Origin of the sequence: Micrococcus lylae (assembly GCF_900163825.1) — a bacterium.
In the GTDB taxonomy this organism is placed as follows: Bacteria; Actinomycetota; Actinomycetes; order Actinomycetales; family Micrococcaceae; genus Micrococcus; species Micrococcus lylae.
This window is the reverse complement of the sequence record NZ_FUKP01000060.1, coordinates 35,316-54,460: the sequence shown is the minus strand read 5'-3', so window position 1 is coordinate 54,460 and position 19,145 is coordinate 35,316. Positions and strand designations below refer to the sequence as shown.

The 19,145-nt window shown below is 72.9% G+C and carries 14 protein-coding genes; 11 read left to right on the top strand and 3 right to left on the bottom strand.

What is annotated here, in order from left to right:
- The first annotated feature begins 112 nt into the window (after positions 1-112).
- The 4 genes from FM125_RS08700 to FM125_RS08685 are packed head-to-tail and all read left to right on the top strand — an operon-like array spanning position 113 to position 6,118.
- On the top strand, positions 113-1,342 hold the full coding sequence (locus tag FM125_RS08700) for a glucose-1-phosphate adenylyltransferase family protein (RefSeq protein ID WP_087134322.1): 1,230 nt from the start codon (positions 113-115) through the stop codon (positions 1,340-1,342).
- A gap of 23 nt (positions 1,343-1,365) precedes the next feature.
- A complete protein-coding gene (locus tag FM125_RS08695; protein WP_087134341.1) occupies positions 1,366-2,475 on the top strand; it encodes a pseudouridine synthase in 1,110 nt (369 codons plus the stop codon).
- Positions 2,472-3,068, top strand: coding sequence for a DedA family protein (locus tag FM125_RS08690; RefSeq protein WP_087134321.1), 597 nt, complete (start codon positions 2,472-2,474; stop codon positions 3,066-3,068). The genes FM125_RS08695 and FM125_RS08690 overlap by 4 nt, the downstream gene beginning before the upstream one ends.
- A 2-nt stretch (positions 3,069-3,070) precedes the next feature.
- Positions 3,071-6,118 carry a hypothetical protein gene (locus FM125_RS08685; protein ID WP_087134320.1) on the top strand — a complete coding sequence of 1,016 codons (3,048 nt, stop codon included), beginning with the start codon at positions 3,071-3,073 and terminating at the stop codon, positions 6,116-6,118.
- A 126-nt stretch (positions 6,119-6,244) separates the two neighbouring features.
- Here FM125_RS08685 and FM125_RS08680 read toward each other — a convergent pair whose 3' ends face one another.
- Positions 6,245-6,553, bottom strand: a complete 309-nt coding sequence (locus FM125_RS08680; RefSeq protein ID WP_087134319.1) for a hypothetical protein — start codon at positions 6,551-6,553, stop codon at positions 6,245-6,247.
- A gap of 67 nt (positions 6,554-6,620) precedes the next feature.
- On the opposite strand from FM125_RS08680, the gene FM125_RS08675 reads away from it, so the two are divergent.
- The 6 genes from FM125_RS08675 to FM125_RS08650 all read left to right on the top strand — a co-directional run bounded on the left by FM125_RS08675 (position 6,621) and on the right by FM125_RS08650 (position 13,277).
- A complete protein-coding gene (locus FM125_RS08675) occupies positions 6,621-7,733 on the top strand; it encodes an oxidoreductase (RefSeq protein WP_087134318.1) in 1,113 nt (370 codons plus the stop codon).
- A gap of 134 nt (positions 7,734-7,867) precedes the next feature.
- Complete coding sequence (locus tag FM125_RS08670; protein ID WP_067190354.1) at positions 7,868-8,410, top strand: NUDIX hydrolase family protein; 543 nt, start codon at positions 7,868-7,870, stop codon at positions 8,408-8,410.
- A gap of 1 nt (position 8,411) precedes the next feature.
- Positions 8,412-9,299: a DUF6707 family protein gene (locus FM125_RS08665; protein ID WP_087134317.1), complete on the top strand. Its 888-nt coding sequence runs from the start codon at positions 8,412-8,414 to the stop codon at positions 9,297-9,299.
- Positions 9,300-9,527: 228 nt separating this feature from the next.
- Positions 9,528-10,544, top strand: coding sequence for an endonuclease domain-containing protein (locus FM125_RS08660; protein WP_143745312.1), 1,017 nt, complete (start codon positions 9,528-9,530; stop codon positions 10,542-10,544).
- Positions 10,545-10,739: 195 nt separating this feature from the next.
- On the top strand, positions 10,740-12,257 hold the full coding sequence (locus tag FM125_RS08655) for a glycerate kinase family protein (RefSeq protein ID WP_180525452.1): 1,518 nt from the start codon (positions 10,740-10,742) through the stop codon (positions 12,255-12,257).
- Positions 12,258-12,509: 252 nt separating this feature from the next.
- Entirely contained in the window at positions 12,510-13,277 is a 768-nt protein-coding gene (locus tag FM125_RS08650; protein ID WP_219337038.1) for a glutamine amidotransferase, read from the top strand.
- A 61-nt stretch (positions 13,278-13,338) separates the two neighbouring features.
- On the opposite strand, the gene FM125_RS08645 is transcribed toward FM125_RS08650, so the two are convergent.
- On the bottom strand, positions 13,339-14,313 hold the full coding sequence (locus tag FM125_RS08645; RefSeq protein ID WP_245829930.1) for a helix-turn-helix transcriptional regulator: 975 nt from the start codon (positions 14,311-14,313) through the stop codon (positions 13,339-13,341).
- Positions 14,314-14,494: 181 nt separating this feature from the next.
- Between FM125_RS08645 and FM125_RS08640 the strand changes: the two genes are divergently transcribed.
- A complete protein-coding gene (locus FM125_RS08640) occupies positions 14,495-18,109 on the top strand; it encodes a S8 family serine peptidase (protein ID WP_087134313.1) in 3,615 nt (1,204 codons plus the stop codon).
- 354 nt (positions 18,110-18,463) lie between these two features.
- Here the strand turns inward: FM125_RS08640 and FM125_RS12310 are convergent, their stop codons facing one another.
- A complete protein-coding gene (locus tag FM125_RS12310) occupies positions 18,464-19,060 on the bottom strand; it encodes a TM2 domain-containing protein (protein WP_245232158.1) in 597 nt (198 codons plus the stop codon).
- Positions 19,061-19,145: the final 85 nt, after the last annotated feature.

Here is a 19,145-nt window from a genome sequence, read left to right as displayed (position 1 = left end):
TGTGTGTCGGACAGGCGGGAGACCCCTCTCATTTACGTGTCATCCGCGGGCTCCTAGTGTTCACCTCGCGCATGGGAAAGGCCCATGACCGGAAGAACCCACGGAGGCCACCATGGCAGACCCGTTCCCGCAGGACCCGTTGACCGCCACGGTGGCCCTCGTGTTGGCCGGAGGCAAGGGCAGCCGCCTGGCCCCGCTGACGGACGCGCGCGCCAAGCCCGCCGTGCCCGTGGCCGGCCAGTACCGGCTGATCGACGTGGTGATGTCCAACCTGGCCCACTCCGGGATCCGGGACGTGTGGGTGGTGGAGCAGTACCGCCCGTTCACCCTGAACCAGCACCTGGCCATGGGCCGCCCCTGGGACCTGGACGGCACCCGCCACGGCCTGCGCCTGATGCCTCCGGCCGAGGGCCGGGACGAGGAAGGCTTCGCCGCGGGCAACGGCCACGCCCTGCACCAGCAGCTCGCCGCGGTGAAGGCCTTCGGCGCAGACACCGTCATGGTGCTCTCCGCCGACCACCTCTTCCAGATCGACCTGCGCCCGGCCCTGGCGGCCCACCATGAGCGCGGCTCCGAGCTGACCGTCATCACCACCGAGACGGACGAGGACCCCTCGCGCTTCGGCGTGGTCCAGGTCGACGCCGACCACCGCGTCACCGACTACGACTACAAGCCCCGCCACCCGAAGGGCAGGCTCGTGGCCACCGAGGCGTTCATCATGGACGTCCACGCCCTGGGCGAGGTCCTGGACGCGCTCATCGCCGAGGCCCGGGAGCAGGCGGCCGCCTGCGAGGGGCCCGAGAACGAGGACGCTCCGGAGGGCAGCGCACTCGGCGACTACGGCGAGTCGATCGTCCCGGCCCTGGTGGCCCGCGGCAGGACCCACGAATACCGCCACGAGGGCTACTGGCGGGACATCGGCACCTTGGACGCCTACTACAAGGCACACATGGAGATCCTCGCTGGCAACGGCTTAGACCTGGACCGCCCCGGCTGGCCGTTGCTGACCAACCACCGCCCCGTGCCGCCGGCGCGCATCCACCCCGGTGCCGAGGTCTCCGGATCCCTGGTGTGCTCCGGCGCCGTGGTCCACGGGACGGTCACCGAGTCGGTCCTCGGCCCGGGCGTGGTGGTGGAGCCCGGCGCCACCGTGCACCGCTCCATCCTGCTCGGGGACGCCGTGGTGCCCGCGGGCGCCCACCTGGATGCGGTGATCGCCGACGTGGGTGCGCACATCCCCGCCGGCCGCATCGGCGAGACCAAGCCAGGCCCGGGCAACATCACCGTGCTCACCCCGAGCACCCGCTGCGCCGACTCGGACGACGAGACCACCGGCCACTGAGCCTGTCTGGGAGGATGGACACCGTGCCCCTTCCCTCTCCGCTGCCCGTCCGCCAGGGCGTCAACGCCACGCGCCTGCGCCTGCCCATGACGGGCCCGGAGGCCGCCGGCACCGTGCAGGAGCATCTGGTCTCCCGCTTCGGCCACGTGGACCCGGACGGCATCCGCGGCCGCTTCGCCCGCGGCGAGGTGGTGGCCGCGGACGGCACAGCGTTGACCGCCGCCACGCCCCTCGGCGTCCACGAGTTCATCTGGTACTACCGGGACCTGCCGCAGGAGGAGCCGCTGCCGGTGCGGCACCGGCTCCTGCACCGGGACGAACACCTCGTGGTGATCGACAAGCCGCACTTCCTGCCCACCACCCCCGGTGGCCGGTTCATCCAGGAGACCGCCCTGGTGCGCCTGCGCAACGAGCTCGGCCTGGACGACCTGGTCCCCCTGCACCGCCTGGACCGCGCCACCGCCGGCGTGGTCATGTTCTCCGCGAACCCCGCCACCCGCGGCGCCTACCACCTGCTCTTCGAGCGCCGCCGCGCCCGCAAGGTCTACGAGGCCGTGTCCGCGCTGCCGCCCGGCACCCTGGACCGCCTTCCCGACGACGGCCCCCTCCCCTCGGCCTCGACCCTCGCCTCCGGCGGGGCCGCACCGCGGCAGGACGGCGTCGGCGCCCCCGTGCTGGACCGGTTCCCCCTGACCGTCCGTTCCCGCATCCGCAAAGACAAGGGCATCCTGCGCTCCGTGGTGGAGGACGTCCCCGACTCTGCCTCCGGCCGGGCTGCCGGTGCCGAGGTGAGGACGAAGAAGTCGAACCTCTCCCATGCCGGCGCCAACGCGGAGACCCACGTGGAGCTGCTGGCCACGGGCCGCTCGGCCGGGACGCTGGCCGGTGCCGAGGTGGCGCACTTCCGTCTGCATCCGCGCACGGGCCGCACCCACCAGCTGCGCATCCACCTGGCCGCCCTGGGCCTGGGCATCGCGTTCGACCCCTTCTACCCGGACCTGCTGGACGCCGCGCCGGACGACGTCGCCCGACCGCTGCAGCTGCTGGCCCGCGAACTGCACTTCACGGACCCGGTCACCGGCGAGGAGCGCGTCTTCACCTCGGAGCTGGAGCTGCAGGAGCGTCCCGCGTGAGCGCGCATGAGCTGCTCGACGCCCTCGGCTGGTGGTTCCACCCGGTGACCGCCCTGCTGGTCGCCGTGGACGCCCCCTTCCCGCCGACGCCCTCAGAGCTGTTCGTCATCGGCTCCGGCGCCCTGGCCTCGGCCGGTTCCCTGTCCCCGGTGCTCTCGGTGCTGGCGGCCTGGCTGGGGTGCTGGGCCGGCGACCTCGGCCTCTACGCCCTGTTCCGCTACCGCCTGACGGACCTGCTGGACCGCTGGCGCTGGGGACGTGCCGTGCACCAGGGCATCCGCCGACTCCTGGTGAAGGCCGGTCCGGAGACCTCACTGACCGGGCTGTTCGTGCTCCGCTTCGTCTCCGGCGGCCGCACCGCCTCGGTGGCCGCAGCCGGCATCGGCGGCATCCGCTGGCGCGTGTTCCTGTGGTTCTCGAGTCTCGGTGCGTTGGTCTGGTCGGTCTACATGGTGGGCCTGGGCTGGATCACCGGGACGGCGACGGGTCTGCCGTGGTGGGCGTCGGCGCTGGTCGGCATGCTGTTGGGTACCCTTGCTGGAGCACTGATCGCAGGGATCGTGGCGCTCCGCCGCAGGTCCAGGAAGGGGTGAGCGTGGACCCGAACCGCCAGTCCGAGTCCTCTGCCGCCCTGGAGCGCCTGCGCGCCCGCCGCCGCACCTCGTCGCGCCCCGCGGCAGAGAGCGCCCCGCAGGAGCCCTCCGAGGCCTCCCCGGAGTCCGCTCCGCTCCGTCTCCCCGACGACGGCTCCGTCGCCTCGTCCGCGTCCGTCGCCGACGGCGCCCCGCGCCCGCAGGACGGTCAGGACAGCCCGGACGAGCAGACGCCGGCACCTCAGCAGCCGCGCCGCGCCCGGCCCCGTCGGGCCCTGGCGGCCCCCGGAGGCCTCTCCCGGAAAGAGCTCAGGCAGCACCGCCGGTACCTCTCCGGCGAGGTGATGCCCACGGACACCACGGAGACGAAGGCCCGCCGCGAGCGCCGCCGTCGGGACGTCTCGGACGTCCTCGACTCCCTCGGCAGCCCGCGCCTGAACCGCCTGGCGAAGCCTCTGGACGCCGCAGCGGCGCGCCTGTTCCCGGCCGTCCAGGATCCGGAGAAGACCAAGGCCGCCGAGGCCCGGCGTCGTGCTGCCGCCGAGAAGGCCGAGGCCCAGGCCGCCGCCCGTCGCGAGCAGGCGCGTGCCGCCGCAGCGCGCCGGGCCGAAGAGCTCGCCGCCGTCGAGGAGGCGGCCGAACGCCGGGACCTCCAGGAGCGCCACCGCCGCGAGACCGAGGCGGAGGCCCTGCGTGCGGCCGAGGAGCGCCGCCTGGAGGAGCGCCGCGCCGCGGACGACGAGCGGCGCGCCCAGCTGATGGAGCAGACCCGCCAGCGCGCGCTGGACATCGAGCGGCTGCGCCAGGCCGCGCTCGAGCGGCAGCGCCAGGCGGAGATCGACGCGGTCCTTGCCGAGAGCACGCCACGGGCCGAGCGTGAGCCCCGCGAGCGTCGGGGCCTGTCCGAGGTGCTCGACTCCCTGGGCAGCCCGACTCTGCCGATCGAGCGGTTCACCGCCCCGCTGGCCGCGCCGGTCAGCCGCCTGATCCCGCAGGGGACCGACCCGGAGAAGCTCGCCCAAGCCGAGCAGAAGCGCCGTGCGGCCGAGGAGAGGCGCCACCAGGAGGCCGCGCGTCGGCGTGCCGACGCCGCAGAGACCGCACGCCGCCGCGCCGAGGAGTGGACCCGGCTTGAGGCCGCGGCGCGCGCCCGGGAGGACGAGGAGGAGGCGAACCGCCTGGCCGCCCTGCGCGAGCGCCAGACGGCCTCCGAGCAGCGCCGCCAGGCCCGTTGGGAGGCCGAGCAGGCCCGCCGTGCCGCGGAGCAGAAGTCGGTCCAGACCGAGGCCGAGGCCCGCGCCTCCGCGATCGAGGACGCCCGCCGGCGTCAGGCCGAGACGGAGGCCGCAGCCGCTCTCGCCGCCGCGCAGGAGGAGGAGCGCCGCCGCCAGGCCTCCCAGGAGTGGCTCGAGGAGACCGCCCGCCGGCGCCGTGCCGCCGCCGTGGCCGAGCAGCGCAAGGCCGAGCTCAAGCGCCGCCGGGAGGCGGAGGCAGAGCGTCGCAGGCGCGCCAAGAAGGACCAGAAGGCGGCCGCCGCCGCGGAGGCCGAGCGCCGCAAGAACGAGGAGGCGGCCCGCCGCGAGCGCGAGGCCGCCGCAGCCGCCGAGCGAGCCCGCATCCAGGCCGAGCGCCGCGCCCGCGAAGAGGAGTGGGAGCGTGAGCGGGACAGAAGACGTGAGGCCGAGGAGGCCGAGCGCCGCCGTCTCGCCGCGGAGGAGGCCGAGCGCCGCCGCAAGGAGCGCGAGGCCGCGGCCCGTGCGGCCGCCGAGGCGCTGGCCACCGAGAGGGCCCGCGCCCGCCGCTGGGCGGGTGCCTACGCCGCCGCGTCCCTGGCCCGCGCCCGCGGCTGGGAGGACCGGCTGATCGCCGAGGAGGCCCGCCTCGAGGCCGAGGAGGCCGAGCGCCTCCGCCTGCACCAGGAGCGCGAGACCCGCGCCCTGCATCTCGCCGCGCACCGGCTGGACGGTTCCCTGTCCGTCCCCGGCCCGGAGGCGCGTCCGATGCTCGCGGACGTGGGCGAGCGCGTCTCGGACGACGAGCTCGTCGAGCGCGCGATGGCCGTGCTGCCCGAGTGGCGCCGCCGCGACCGGCTGGCCAACAAGGCCCGTGCCGTCGAGGCCGCCTCCGCCCGACGTCCGGACCCCGAGCAGGACGGCGAGCGTGCCCCCTACATCGCGCCGTACAACCTGCCGGTGCGGGAGCCGAAGGGCCGCGCCCATGGCGGGGACCGCGCCCGCCAGCTGTTCGTGACCGCAGCAGCGGCCGTGTTCATGCTGGCCGGGGCCTGGGGCATCGGGCTGCTCGGCCGGCTCGGCATCGATCTGCCCGGCTCCGGCGGCTACCTGACCGCCCATGACGGCCTGTACGGCATGCGCACCACCGTGCTCTCCCCGCTGTTCCTCCACGTGCTGACGTGGCCGCTGCTGTTCGCGCTGGTCGGCCTGTACGCCCTGCACCAGTGGGGCCCACGTCAGGGCTACGCCGCACGCCAGCGCGGCACCGGCTGGCTCGTGGGTCTCGCCCTGCTGTGCCTGGCCGCTTGGTTCCCCCTGACCATCCTGATGCCCGCCGGGATCTCCGTGGTGGCCTGGTTCGGAGCCCTCGTGTTCGTGGCCGCCGCGCTGCGCGGGTGCAACCTCGCCACCGCCCGCACCGCAGGGGAGCGGTTCTTCACGGACGGCACCGTGGGAGCCTTGGCCGGCTTCCTGGTGGGGTACGCCCCCACCATGGTCGCCCTGTCCCTGCACGCCTGGGGCGTGTTCGTCCCCGGCGTCCCACCGTCGGTGTGGGGCCTGGCAGGCCTGCTGGTGGCCGTGGCCGCCGCGCTGCGCCTGGCGCTGACCGAGCGTGGCCGCATGTCCGTGGCCCTGCTGTTCGCCGCCTCCATGGGGTGGCTGGCGATACCCCGGCTGCTCCCGGCACCGCTGGGCGCCCAGCAGACCGAGCTGATCGGCCTGCCCGCGATCTTCGCGGCGTTCCTGGTGATCATGGCCGCCGGCGCCCGCCGCTACCGCATCACCCAGGCCGAGAAGGAACTGCGCCGCCGCTGACGGCTCGGCGCCCTGACGCCGCAGGCCACCTCCACGGAGGCGACCGCATGACGACGGCGGCCGGCCGCCCGAGACGGGCGGCCGTCGTCGGGAATCGGGCGTCAGCCCACCGGAATGAAGCGGGCGTCAGCCCACCGGAATCCAGCGCCCGCCATCCCGACGGAGCACGTCCAGCCGGCCCGTGACGGCCACCCCTGCGACCGCCTCCGCCATGGTCGCGGCGGCCTGGCGGGCCTCGGCGTCCTCGGCGCGCGGATGGGAGGCCGGCACGGTGATCCGCAGGACGATGCGCGGCACCCGGGACACCACCTCGATGTCCTTCGCCGCCACCTGGTGTGTGGCGGACAGCGCCGCCTCCGCGACGTCCATGACCTCTTCGGGCCGGTGGCCGGGCAGGAGGTCTCCGATCTGCAGGCGACAGCGGTAGGAGGGCATGACACCAGGGTAGGCGGGCAGCGAACAGCCTCCCGGCGCGCAGCCGCCCCGCCGTAGTGTGAGTCCCATGACCGCTGAGGACACCGTCACCCCGCCCACCCTGTTCGAGCCGATCGAGATCAACGGGGTGCGCCTGCGCAACCGCCTGATCCTGCCGCCGATGTGCCAGTACTCCTGCGAGGCCCGCGACGGCGTCCCCCACGGCTGGCAGTTCCAGCACCTCACCGCACGGGCGGCCGGCGGCTTCGGCATGGTGGTGGCCGAGGCGACCGCCGTGACACCGGAGGGCCGCATCTCCCCGTGGGACACCGGCCTCTGGAACGACGAGCAGGCGCAGGCCTGGGCCCCGATCTGCGACGAGATCGCCGAGCTCGGCGCCGTGCCGGCCATCCAGCTCGGCCACGCCGGGGCGAAGGCCTCCACCGTCCCCATGCACCCGGGCGCCCCGGCCGGACAGCCGATCCTCGAGGGCCCCGACTCCTGGGAGACCCTCTCCCCCTCCGGTGTGCCCACGAACTCGATGGAGATCCGCACCCACGCGATGCAGGTGGACGAGATCCGCGAGACCGTCCAGGCCTTCGCCGACGCCGCCGAGCGCGCCGACCGCGCCGGGTTCGGTGCCGTGCAGCTGCATGCCGCCCACGGCTACCTGATCCACCAGTTCCTCTCCCCGCTGACCAACACCCGCACCGACGAGTACGGCGGGGACTACGAGGGCCGCACCCGCTTCCTCAAGGAGATCGTGGTCGCCGTGCGTGAGGTCTGGCCGGCGGACAAGATCCTCGGCATCCGCATCTCCGGATCGGACTGGCGCGAGGACGGCTGGAGCATCGAGGAGACCGTCCGCCTCGCCCAGGAGCTGCAGGGACAGGTCCACTGGTTCGACCTGTCCTCGGCCGGCATCGGCGACACCTACGAGGGCCCCAAGGGACCCGGCTACCAGGTGCCGCTGGCCACGGCTGTGAAGGAGGGCACCGAGGGGATCGTCGTCTCCGCCGTCGGCTCGCTCACCGGCGCGCAGGAGGTGGCGGACGTGGTGACCGCCGGCCGCGCCGACGCCGTCTGCGTGGGGCGCGCCGCCCTGGCGAACCCGAACTGGCCGACCGCCGCCGCCCTCAAGCTGGACGTCCCCGAGGAGCAGGTGCCGATGGCCCGGCAGTACTTCCGCGCCAAGTGGTGAGCCGCGACGGAGGCGACGTCCCCGCCGGAGGTGGGGCAGCGTCGTCGGGAAGTGCCTGTGGAGGACGGTTCGCCGGACGCGGATTCGGATACTGCGGAGGTGACCGTGTCCGGCGGTTCGGGTAGAACAGTGGCATGAGCACCGTGCGCACCCCTGACCCGAATCCGGGCTGGCTGAACGAGGAGGACCTGTACGAGGCCCGCCGTCGCCTGCCCATGGTCTACGTCGAGGCCATCCCGGTGCGCCTGGACGCCCTCGGCTACGTCACGGAGATCGGCCTGCTGTACGTGGCCGACGAGACCGGACAGTTCGAGCGCACGTTCGTCTCCGGCCGGGTCATGTACCGGGAGACCGTGCGCGGCGCCCTGATGCGCCACCTGGAGAAGGACCTCGGCCCCATGGCACTGCCGCAGCTGCCGCCGTCCCTGCAGCCGTGCGCCGTGGCCGAATACTTCCCCGCCCCGTCCGAGACCGGCCTGACGGACGACCGCCAGCACGCCGTCTCGCTGGTGTACGTGGTGCCCGTGACCGGTGAGTGCGACCCCCGGCAGGACGCGCTCGAACTGACCTGGCTCACACCGGAGGAGGCGCTCAGCGACGAGATCCAGTCCGAGTTCATCGGCGGCCGCGAGAACCTAGTCCGCCAGGCGCTCGCCCACGTGGGATGGGGCCGCTGACATGGCCACCACCGCCGGCGCCTATCTGCGTCATCTCAAGGCCCAGGACGTCAGCCCTGGCGACATGTTCCTCACCCGCCGCGGGCAGACCGCGCCGCCCGTGGCGTCCCTGCGCACCATGCGGGACGACTTCGGCACCCCGGCGCTGGTGGTGGCCACGCTCGAGGACGGCCGCGAGGTGAAGATCGCCTACGGTTCCGTCATCCGCGTGCGCACCGACCGCGCGGACCAGCAGCCGCAGCTGGACACCAGCTTCTCCGCCACGGACGCGGGGACGCCGGAGGCCCGGATCGTCGGGGTGGGCAAGCGCCACCTGGACGACGTGGAGCTCACCGCCACCTGCGCCCGGCTGTCCCACGGGCTGAACCTGCGCTCCGGCGCGCACCTCGAGGACGTCCTCGACGTGGCCGAGCGCCTCTACCTGCTGCACGAGGACAACGAGGGCGCCCTGCAGGCCCTCGGCCTGCTGACCAACCTGCCCTGGGACGGCGCCGTGGGCCGCTGGAAGTCCATCCAGGCAGGCCTGGGCCTGGCCTCCCAGATCCTGCGTGAGGAGGGCGACCACATCACCGCCGCCAACCTCGGCAAGCGTCTGCTCGAGGCCGACGAGGTCCCCAACGAGCCCGGCCGCGCGGCCAAGGTCCTCGAGGTCCGGCAGCGCCAGCTCAATGAGCCCCAGCTCTACGACCGTGAGATCGCCCGCGCCCTGCAGACGAACGACCCGACCGCCGAGCTGAAGTGGCGTCGCGCCCGCTGGACCACCCTGCTCTACCTGCGTGCCCGCGGCGGATCCGAGACGCTGACCGAGACGGACCTGCAGTCGCGCATCGCCCGCGAGGTCGGCACCGTGCGCGAACTCTCCCGGGCCGCCGAGCGCCGGAAGGGCTGAGCTCGGGGCGGGCCAGCCTGCTCGCTTACTGGTGAGGACACACCGGCTCGCCCCGACTTCGACGTCGAATGACGGCGTGTCCTCACCAGTTGTCCGCGCGTCGGAGGTCACGGACCGGCATGACGCGGGTGTGCGGGGAGGACGTTGTCGCACCGCGCGCCGGCAGGCGTTGTCCACAGATTCCTCGTGCCGCCTCCACGCCGGCGGACCGACCGGCAGGGTGGAGCCATGCCCACACCGCCGCGCCCACTGCCTCCGCACCTGGACGGAGCCGTCTTCACCATGGACGAGCTCGCCGACGTCTTCGGTGATCGGGCCCGACACAGGGTACGGGCATCGGACATCGAGCGACTCGGTCGGGCCCTGTACCGACACCGACCGAACGGTTCGGACACCCGCGACCTCACCGGAGATGACGCCGCTCACGACCCGCTCGCGGCAGAACGCACGACCGGTCCCGTACTCCCCTGGGACCGGGATGTCGCCGCGGCCCTGCAACGAGATCGCCTCGACGTGGTGGTCACGGACCTATCCGCCGCTCAGCTGCATGGGCTGCCCCTGCCACGGTGGGCCGAGCAGTCGACGGACCTGCACCTCACGACTTCGCTGGCGCATCGGGTCGATCGGCCCGGAGTGGTCACCCGCCGCCGCACGGTGGACCCCTCCCACCTCGTGATCCGGCACGGCCTGCGCTGCACCGCCCCCATCCGCACGCTGTGGGACCTCTGCGTTCCGACGTCGGGCCTGTCCCTGGAAGACCTGGTGGTGATCGCCGACTCGCTCATGCCGCAGGAGTGGGTCGAGGGGTTCGGCCTTGCTGAGGTCCGGGTCGAAAGGCGTGACCTGATCGCGGTCTTGGAGCAGATCGGTCGCTTCCGCGGAATCCGTCGGGCCCGGGAGGTGGTGGAGCTGATGCGTGAGGCCGTCGGCTCACCCCAGGAGACGCGGACCAGACTCGCACTGGTGGACGCGGGACTCCCGGCGCCGGAGGTGGCGGTCGTGCTCAAGGACGACCACGGCCGCGCCGGACCGACCGTGGACCTGGCCTACAGGCGGTGGAAGATCGTCATCCAGTACGAGGGCAAGCACCACCGCACGAAGGAACAGCAGGAGCGCGACGTCGCTCGGGACCGCTGGTGCGAGCTCCATGGCTGGCGGGTGGTGAAGGTGACGGCGGCCGATTTGAGGAACGGGCTCGCGAACGTCCTCCCCGTCATCCGGGCACGGGTCGCCGAGATGTCCTGAGCCGCCCCGGATGTGGCTTCGTCGGCCGACCCCGTTGCCTACTGGTGAGGACACACCGTCATCCTCCCCGTCAGCGCCGCACGAGAGGGTGAGTCCTCACCAGTTGGCGAGCCCAGACGGTGAGTCCTCACCAGTTGGCGAGCCGAGTGGGTGAGTCCTCACCAGTTGGCGAACGGTCCTGGCAGGATGCGCCACATGAGGACCGTGCTGCTCGCCCTGGACAAGTTCAAGGGCTCCCTCACCGCCGCCGACGCCTGCGCCGCGCTCGCCCGGGGGCTCAACGGTGCCGCCCGGGGGCTCGACAGTGCAGCCCGCGGGGCGGAGGCTGCCCGCGGGGTCGACAGTGCAGCCCGCGGAACGCAGGCCGCCCGGGCGGCCGAGGCCCCGGGCGCATCCGAGGCTCCGTTCTCCTCCGGCACCGGCCTGCGCGTGCTCACCGTGCCCGTGGCCGACGGCGGCGACGGCACCGTGGACGCCGCCCTCGCCGCCGGCTTCGTCCCGCTCGCGGTGGAGGTTGCCGGGCCGCTCGGCGAGCCCCGTACCGTGCGCATCGCCCGGCGGGACGGCGTGGCCGTGGTCGAGCTCGCCGAGTGCTGCGGCCTGGTGCACGTGGACGCGCCCGGCCCTGAGACCCATGCCCGCGCGAGCACCCGTGGCCTCGGCGAGGCCATCGCCGCGGCAGTCGCCGACGGCGCCCGCGAGGTGGTGGTCGGCATCGGCGGCAGCGCCTCCACGGACCTGGGCCTCGGGATGCTCGCCGCCCTCGGCGCAGACCTGAGGGACGACGGCGGCCGCCCCCTTCCCGAGGGATCGGCGGCTCTGCACTCGCTCGTCTCCGCCGACATCTCGGGTGCCCGTGCCGCGCTCGCGGGGGTCACCCTGACCATCGCCTCCGACGTGACCGCGCCCCTCACCGGCCCCGACGGCGCCGCGCACGTCTTCGCCGCCCAGAAGGGAGCGCCCGAGGACTCTCTCGGACGGCTCGACGAGGACCTCGCCCACGCCGCCGCCGTGCTCCTGCGCGACGCCGGCACGGACCCACGCCGCGGCCCCCGGCGCGACGCCCTCGCCGGCTCCGAACCCTCCGGCCCTGGCCCGGTGCGCTCCAGCCCTGGCCCGATGCGCTCCGGCCCTAGCCCGGTCCCCACCGTCACCGGCAAGGCGGGCACCACCGACGTCTCCGGCGACCCGACCGCATCCGCCGGCGCAGGGGCCGCCGGCGGCACGGGGTTCGCCCTGATGCTGCTCGGTGCTCAGACCCGCTCCGGCGCCGAGGTCCTCCTGGGCATGGCCGACTTCGACGCCGCCGCGGCCGAGGCGGACGTGGTGATCGTGGGCGAGGGGTCCCTGGACGCACAGTCCCTGCAGGGCAAGGCCCCCGCCGTCGCCGCGGCTCGCGCCCGCTCGGTCTGGGCACAGTGCGCCTCGCCACAGAGGAAGGGGTCGTCGGTCTCGGGCTCCGAGCCCACGCAGCACCGCTTGCGCACCGTCCTGGCCGTCGCCGGGCGGGCCGACCTTCGCTCAGAGGACCTCACCGCGGCCGGCATCGACCGCGTCCTCACCCTCCGCGAGCGCGCCGCCTCGGACGAGGACAGCATCGCCCGGGCCGCTGAGCTGCTTGAAGACCTGGGCCGTCAGCTGGGGCACGAGCTGGGAGGCGACCCGGCGCGAGGACCGGACCGGCCGTCGTCGGGAAGGGCAGCTGACCGCTGACCGCTCACGACGGGCGACGGACGGCGCCCCGTGTTCACGAAGTGGTGAGGACATGCCCTCTGGCTCGCGCTTTTCGGGAGCGATGAGGGTGTGTCCTCACCAGTAGGCATCACAAGTCGGCCGGCCCGCTGTGGACCAGGTCGGGCAGCGAATTCACCTCGGACAGGGACACCGGAAGCTGACCTCTTCTCAGTGAGTGGGAAGGACAGCGGCGAGCACGTGCTGCGCCCACGCCCCCAGTAGTCTGTGGGGGTGTTTCCTCCTGCGGCACGGCCGTTCCTGCTGATCCAGACACGGCCCGAAGACGACGCCTCCGCGGCCGAGGCCGCTTCCGTCCGCCGTCTCGGCGGCTACACGGAGGACACCCTCACCGCGTTCCGCCTCGAGGAGCACGTCACCGTGCACCCCGAGCAGCCCGTGGACTGGGAGTCCCTGCTCGCCGAGCACGCAGGGGTGATCCTCTCCGGCAGCCCCTTCACCACCTCGGACCCGGAGGAGTCCAAGTCCGAGCTGCAGCACCGTGTGGAGACGGAGCTGGTGCGGATGCTCGAGGTGCTGCGCCGTGACGAGGTCCCGTTCCTGGGCTGCTGCTACGGCGTCGGCACGCTCGGCAGGCACGCCGGCGGCACGGTGGACACCGCCTACGGGGAGAAGCCCGGCCCCGTCACCGTCACCCTGACCGAGGCAGGCGCCGCCGACCCGCTGCTCGAGGGCCTGCCCAACGAGTTCTCCGCCTACGTGGGCCACAAGGAGGGCCTGACCGTCCCCCCGGAGGGCGCCGTGGTCCTGGCGACCGGGCAGAGGTGCCCCATTCAGATGTTCCGCCTGGGCCGGCACCAGTACGCCACCCAGTTCCACCCTGAACTGGACCAGGACGGGCTGCTCGAGCGCCTGAGGATCTACGCGCACCACGGCTACATGGAGCCCCACGAAGCCGAGGACGTGTTCGCGCGCATCCGCGCCCAGCAGGCCCCGCTGCCCCCGCGGATCCTGGAGAACTTCCGCCGCATCTACGGCTGAGCCGGGCTCGCGCCCTCCGACCCACTCATATGACTGCCCGGCCGGGCCGGGGCACCACGCCTCACACCCAGCCGCGGCGAGAGGCCTCCACCCCCAGCTGGAAGCGGCTCTCCGCACCCACGGACTTGGACAGCTCCGCCAGACGCCGCTGCACCGTGCGGCGGGACAGCCCGATGTGCCGGGCCATCGCCTCGTCCGTCAGCCCCACAGACAGCAGGGCGAGCAGGCGGCGGTCGGCCTGGTCGAGCTCCGCAGCACCCTCCCCCACCGGCACGGCGAGGTTCCACTGCTGCTCGAACAGCCGGATCAGCGCGCCCACCAGCAGCGAGCCCCGCACCAGCAGCCCCTCGCCGCCGGACCGCACATCCGTCTCCGGTCCGAGTGCCATGCCGTCCGGCGGCAGGGCGATCAGCGCAGCGAGGTCGTCGATCACGATCATCTTGAACGGCAGCCGCGGAAGCATGCGCGACTCCTCCCCCGGCGATTCGCCGATGTCCGGCCGCCCCGTCTCGTCACGGCGCACGGATTCGCCCTCGTAGATCACACGCCAGAGCACACCGCGCCCCTCCGAACGGTGCTGGGCGGACTCCGGAAGCGGACCGGCGCTGAAGTACGGCCCCCGGTCCAAGCCCCGCACCACCCGTTGTGCCTCCCCGACCAGGGCCACCGCGGCCCGGGTGACTTCGGCCGCCCCCACGAGCACCTGCAGGGACTCTGCGGTCGCGCCCGGCCTGTCCCGGTACTCGGAGACCAGCATCTCGGCGGCCGCACGCAGCCGATCCACCTCACGCTGACGGCGGCCGGCCTCGGCCTGCAGCGGATGGCGCGGCGAGAGCGGATACACCCGCCCCTCCCTGACCCGGACGAGGCCGGCGTCGATCAGGCGGACGAGAGTGCCGTCGTCGTGCTCCTCCACCGGCACGGACGACTCGGCGAGCAGACGGCGGTAGGCGACCACGTCCCACGTCTCGAGCCCGAGAGCGGACAGGTCCGGGACGGGCCCGTCCGACTGGTGGTGCGCCTGCGGCTCTGTCACGTCTTCAGTTCCTCTCGTGCTCGGCGCCCTGTCTGGCGCATGCATGCCATGACGCCATCGCGTCACCGTGAATCCTATGTGGTGATCGTCACAACATGCTGAAGTGGGCGTCACGGCGCCTCTGCCCGTGTCACCCCACGGTGTCCGGACGCCGCCTCGCACCGTTCGATGAAGGAATTCCATGTCCCACCCCATGCAACGTCGCCGCAGGCTGCTCGGCGTGACCACCGCGGTCGCGCTCGCCCTGTCCGGCGCCACCGCGGCAGGCGCCGCCCCCGGCAACGCCCCCTCGGCCACCGAGCAGGCGGTCCACCACGTGACCGGCACCCCCGCCGAGCGCACCACGCCCGCCTCCTTCGAGGACGGCGCATACATCGTCGTCCTGGCCCAGGACCCGGTCGCCTCCTACACCGGCGGCCTGCCGGGCCTCGCAGCCACCAAGCCGGCCGCGGGCTCCGCCCAGAAGCTGGACGCCGCCAGCCCAGCCGCCAAGAAGTACGCCCAGCACCTGACCGCGGCCCAGAACTCCACCATGCAGCGTGCCGGCCTGCCGACCAGCAAGGTCCACACCCGCTACACCACAGCGCTCAACGGCTTCGCCGGCACCTTCACCGGCCGCGAGGCGGCCGCACTCGCCACCGACCCGAACGTGCTGGCCGTGGTGCCGAACGAGATCCGCCAGTTGGACACCGTCTCCTCCCCGGACGTCCTGGGCCTGCGCGGCCCGGGCGGCGTCTGGGAGGGCCTCGTCGGCGCTGACGGCGACCCGGCCGAGATCGGCAAGGGCGTCGTGGTCGGCATCGTCGACTCCGGCATCATCCCGGACAGCCCGTCCTTCACCGACGCTGGCCACCAGGCCCCGCCCGCCGACTGGAAGGGCTCCTGCCAGACCGCCGACGCGGAGATGTTCCCAGCGGACAGCTGCAACGACAAGCTCATCGGCGCGAAGTACTTCGTCAACGGCTTCGGTTCCACCCGCCTGGCGGACGACGAGTCGCTCTCTCCGTACGACGCGGGCGGACACGGCACCCACACCGCCTCCACCGCCGCCGGCAACCACGGCGTGACCGCCACGGTCGACGGCATCGAACGCGGCGAGATCTCCGGCATGGCCCCGGGCGCCCACGTGGCCGCCTACAAGGCCTGCTGGGAGGGCCTGACTTCCGGCGGCTGCTCCACCATCGACACCGTCGCCGCCATCGACGCGGCCGTGGCCGACGGCGTGGACGTCATCAACTACTCCATCTCCGGCTCCCGCACCGAGATCATGGACCCGGTCGAGCTCGCCTTCTTGAACGCCGCCTCCGCCGGTGTCTTCGTGGCGGCCTCCTCCGGCAACTCCGGACCGACCGCGTCCACCACCGCCCACGCCTCGCCGTGGATCACCACCGTGGCCGCCTCCACCCACGCCGTCTACGAGCAGACCCTCGTCACCGGCGACGGCGAGCGCTACATCGGCGCCTCGATCATGCGTCCGCTGGAAGAGGAGACCCCCATGGCGTACGCCCGGGACCTCGTCGCCGCCGGCGCTGACCCGGCCAAGGCTGCGCTCTGCATCGCGGACACCCTGGACCCCGCCAAGACCGAGGGCAAGCTCGTGGTCTGTGACCGCGGCGAGAGCGGCCGCGCCGAGAAGTCCTTCGTGGTCGAGGCCGCCGGCGGCGTCGGCATGGTGCTGGTGAACGTCTCCGAGGCCGAGGGCCTGAACGCGGACGTCCACGCCATCCCGACCGTTCACCTGCCGTCCTCCGATCGCGAGGCCGTGGTGGCCTACGCCTCTTCCGAGGGCGCCACCGGCAGGATCCTGGGCACCAACACCGGCTCCGCCACCCAGACCCCGCTGGTCGCCGCCTTCTCCTCGCGCGGCCCGTCTCTGGCAGCCGAGTCAGATCTGCTGAAGCCGGACATCTCCGCTCCGGGCGTGGACGTGCTCGCCGCGTACTCCCCGAACCGGGGCGGCGAGGACTTCGCCTACTCCTCCGGCACCTCCATGTCCTCCCCGCACATCGCCGGCCTCGCCGCGCTGGTGAAGCAGGGGCGGCCAGACTTCAGCCCCATGCAGATCAAGTCCGCGATGATGACAACCGCGGGCGACCACGCTGAGGAGACCTCGCCGTTCGCCGAGGGCGCCGGCTTCGTGGATCCGACCCGCATGATGAACCCGGGCCTGACCTTCGACTCAGACCGCGGCGACTGGTACGACTTCCTGGCCGGCCAGGGCGTCGTCTACTCAGACACCGGCAACCCGGTCTCCGACACCCCGATCGACGCCTCGGACCTGAACGTCCCGTCCCTTGCCATCGGTGAACTCTTCGGCACCCAGACGGTCAAGCGCACCCTGACCGCCGTCGACGGCGGCGGCACCTGGACCGCGAGCGTCGAGGGCGCCTCCGGCCTGGACGTGTCCGTGTCCCCGGCCTCCTTCACCGTGGCCAACGCCCAAGCGCAGGACGTACAGGTCACCGTCGCCGCCGGCTCCGCCGCCCCCGGCGAGTGGGCCGCCGCCCACATCGTGTGGACCAGCTCGGACGGCCAGACCGTACGCATGCCGGTCGTCGCGCAGCCGGGCGTCGCCGACGCACCGGACCTCATCGAGGGCCACACCACCGACGAGACCCTGGACCTGCCGGTCCTCTCCGGCGTCAACGGTGCCCTCGAGACCCGCGTGCGCGGCCTGGTCCGCGTGGACGAGAGCACCGGCGAGGCACCTGAGCAGGCCCTGTTCGACGCCCACGACGAGCGCCTGACCGCCCACGACTTCGCGTACCCGCGCGGCTACCCGAACGTGCGCATCGAGGCCGAGACCGCCGGAGACGTCGAGGCCGACCTCGACATCTACGTCATGAGCTCCTGGTCGTCCTACCCGGTGGCCCGCTCCACCACGCGTGGCACCGGTGCCGAGGTCTACAACGGCCCGATCTTCTCCTCCGCCCCGGAGCACAGGATCTACGTGGTCGCCAAGGGCAGCACCGACGCAATGATCCCGTACACCCTGCGCGTGTCCTTCCCGGCTGAGGAGGACACCGGTGTGCTGGCCTTCGACCCGTCCTCCGCGACGGTGACCGCCGGTCAGACCCACACCTTCACGGGCACCCTGAACACCGACGGCGAGTCCGCCTACAACGGCTTCGTGGACGTGCTCTACAACGGCCGAGTGGTGGACACCACCGCGGTCCGCATCCACAACGGCGAGAAGGAACCGGCCGATCCGGAGGATCCGGTCGACCCGACCGATCCGGACATCTGCGAGGTCGAGGACTTCACCGACGTCGCTCCGAGCTCGCCGTTCTACTCGGCCGTGACCTGGATGCGCTGTGCCGGCATCACCCAGGGCTACACAGACAACACGTTCCGCGCGCACCATGACATCAGCCGTGCCGAGTCCGTCGCGTTCCTGTACCGCTACCTGGATCCAGAGCACGAGGCCCCTGCCACGTCTCCGTTCCGTGACGTGCGCAGGGACCGCAACTTCTTCGACGCCATCACCTGGGCCGCCGAGAACGGCGTGACCTCGGGGTACGTCAACGGCACCTTCCGCCCGTACCAGATGGTGAACCGCCAGGAGTTCGCCTCGTTCGTGTTCCGTGCCGTGGGCGACCCGGACTACGTCCCGCCGACGTATGCCGTGTTCCCGGACATGCCAACCCACAACAGCCACTTCAAGGCCGTGATGTGGCTGTACGAGCAGGGCATCATCATGGGCCAGGCCGACGGCACGTACGGTAGCCGCACCGAGATCCAGCGCGGTGACGTCGCTCGGATCATGCAGCGCATGGACTACCGACTGCAGGACTGACCGTCCGCAGTGTCCTGCGCCCCGCGGGGTGCAGGACACTGCGGCATCGGCACCGGAGCCGCACCTCACCTTCACTTCGCCGGGCCCCGCCCGGGCCCGGCGAAGTGAAGTGATCCCCGGCCGAGGCCTCCCCTCGCCTCGGCGCCGGTGATCACGGGTCGGCGCCCGCCCTGCCCCCAGGGCGGGCGCCGATCGCCTGTACTCAGCGCGAAGGGCCAGGACGTCGTGACGACGTCCTGGCCCTTCGTCGTGCCCCCGTGCGGCGTGCGGATCCGTGGCCGGCGATCTGTCCCTCTGGCCGGACGCGCGAATCCGCCGGTCGGTGTCAGCCGCCTGTATTGATGCCGGCCGGTGTCAGCTTCCGCCGTTGACGGCGCCGCCGATGACCCAGAGGACCACGGTGATGATGACCGCCGCCGCCTGCTCGTTGCGCGTGCCGCGGACCTTGCGGCCGACGCCGTCGGTCTGGCCGTGGGCCAGCGTCATGATCACGTCGATCAGGTACCAGATGCCCAGGCCGCCGAAGGTGAACAGCTTCAGCAGCCCGGTGCCGATCTTGCCCAGGTAGAACCGGTCCACTCCCAGGATGCCGAGCAACAGGGACAGCAGCCACGTGGCGATGAACGACTTGGGCGAGGTGTACTGCTGCGGTGCCATCCCGCCTGCCCAGGGCTGCATCCCCGCCCCGGCGTAGCCCGGCGGCGGGACCTGGCCGTACGGCCCGACCTGACCGCCCGGCCCGTAGGTGCCCTGCCCGTGGGGTCCCTGTCCGTAGGAGCCCGGCCCGTAGGGGCCCTGTCCGTCGCGGCCGTACTGCGGATATCCCGCGTCCGCATACCCCTCCTGCTCCCAGGGGCGGGGCTCCTGCTGCTCGTCGCCGCCGCCCTGGTACCAGGACGGCGTCTCGCCGTGGCGGCGACGCCGGCCGCCGTCGGGGTGCTCGTGGCTCATCGGTGTCCTCTCGGGAATGCGGGGAGGCGGCGCTGCACGGGCGGCCTCCTGATGTCCCTCACAGTATCCGCCACCGCGGACCCGG

Coding starts and splice junctions, on each gene's coding strand:
- FM125_RS08680 (WP_087134319.1), bottom strand. CDS start 6,553: ATGCCCTCCTACCGCTGTCGCCTGCAGATCGGAGACCTCCTGCCCGGC.
- FM125_RS08700 (WP_087134322.1), top strand. CDS start 113: ATGGCAGACCCGTTCCCGCAGGACCCGTTGACCGCCACGGTGGCCCTC.
- FM125_RS08640 (WP_087134313.1), top strand. CDS start 14,495: ATGTCCCACCCCATGCAACGTCGCCGCAGGCTGCTCGGCGTGACCACC.
- FM125_RS12310 (WP_245232158.1), bottom strand. CDS start 19,060: ATGAGCCACGAGCACCCCGACGGCGGCCGGCGTCGCCGCCACGGCGAG.
- FM125_RS08670 (WP_067190354.1), top strand. CDS start 7,868: ATGAGCACCGTGCGCACCCCTGACCCGAATCCGGGCTGGCTGAACGAG.
- FM125_RS08665 (WP_087134317.1), top strand. CDS start 8,412: ATGGCCACCACCGCCGGCGCCTATCTGCGTCATCTCAAGGCCCAGGAC.
- FM125_RS08675 (WP_087134318.1), top strand. CDS start 6,621: ATGACCGCTGAGGACACCGTCACCCCGCCCACCCTGTTCGAGCCGATC.
- FM125_RS08660 (WP_143745312.1), top strand. CDS start 9,528: ATGCCCACACCGCCGCGCCCACTGCCTCCGCACCTGGACGGAGCCGTC.
- FM125_RS08655 (WP_180525452.1), top strand. CDS start 10,740: ATGAGGACCGTGCTGCTCGCCCTGGACAAGTTCAAGGGCTCCCTCACC.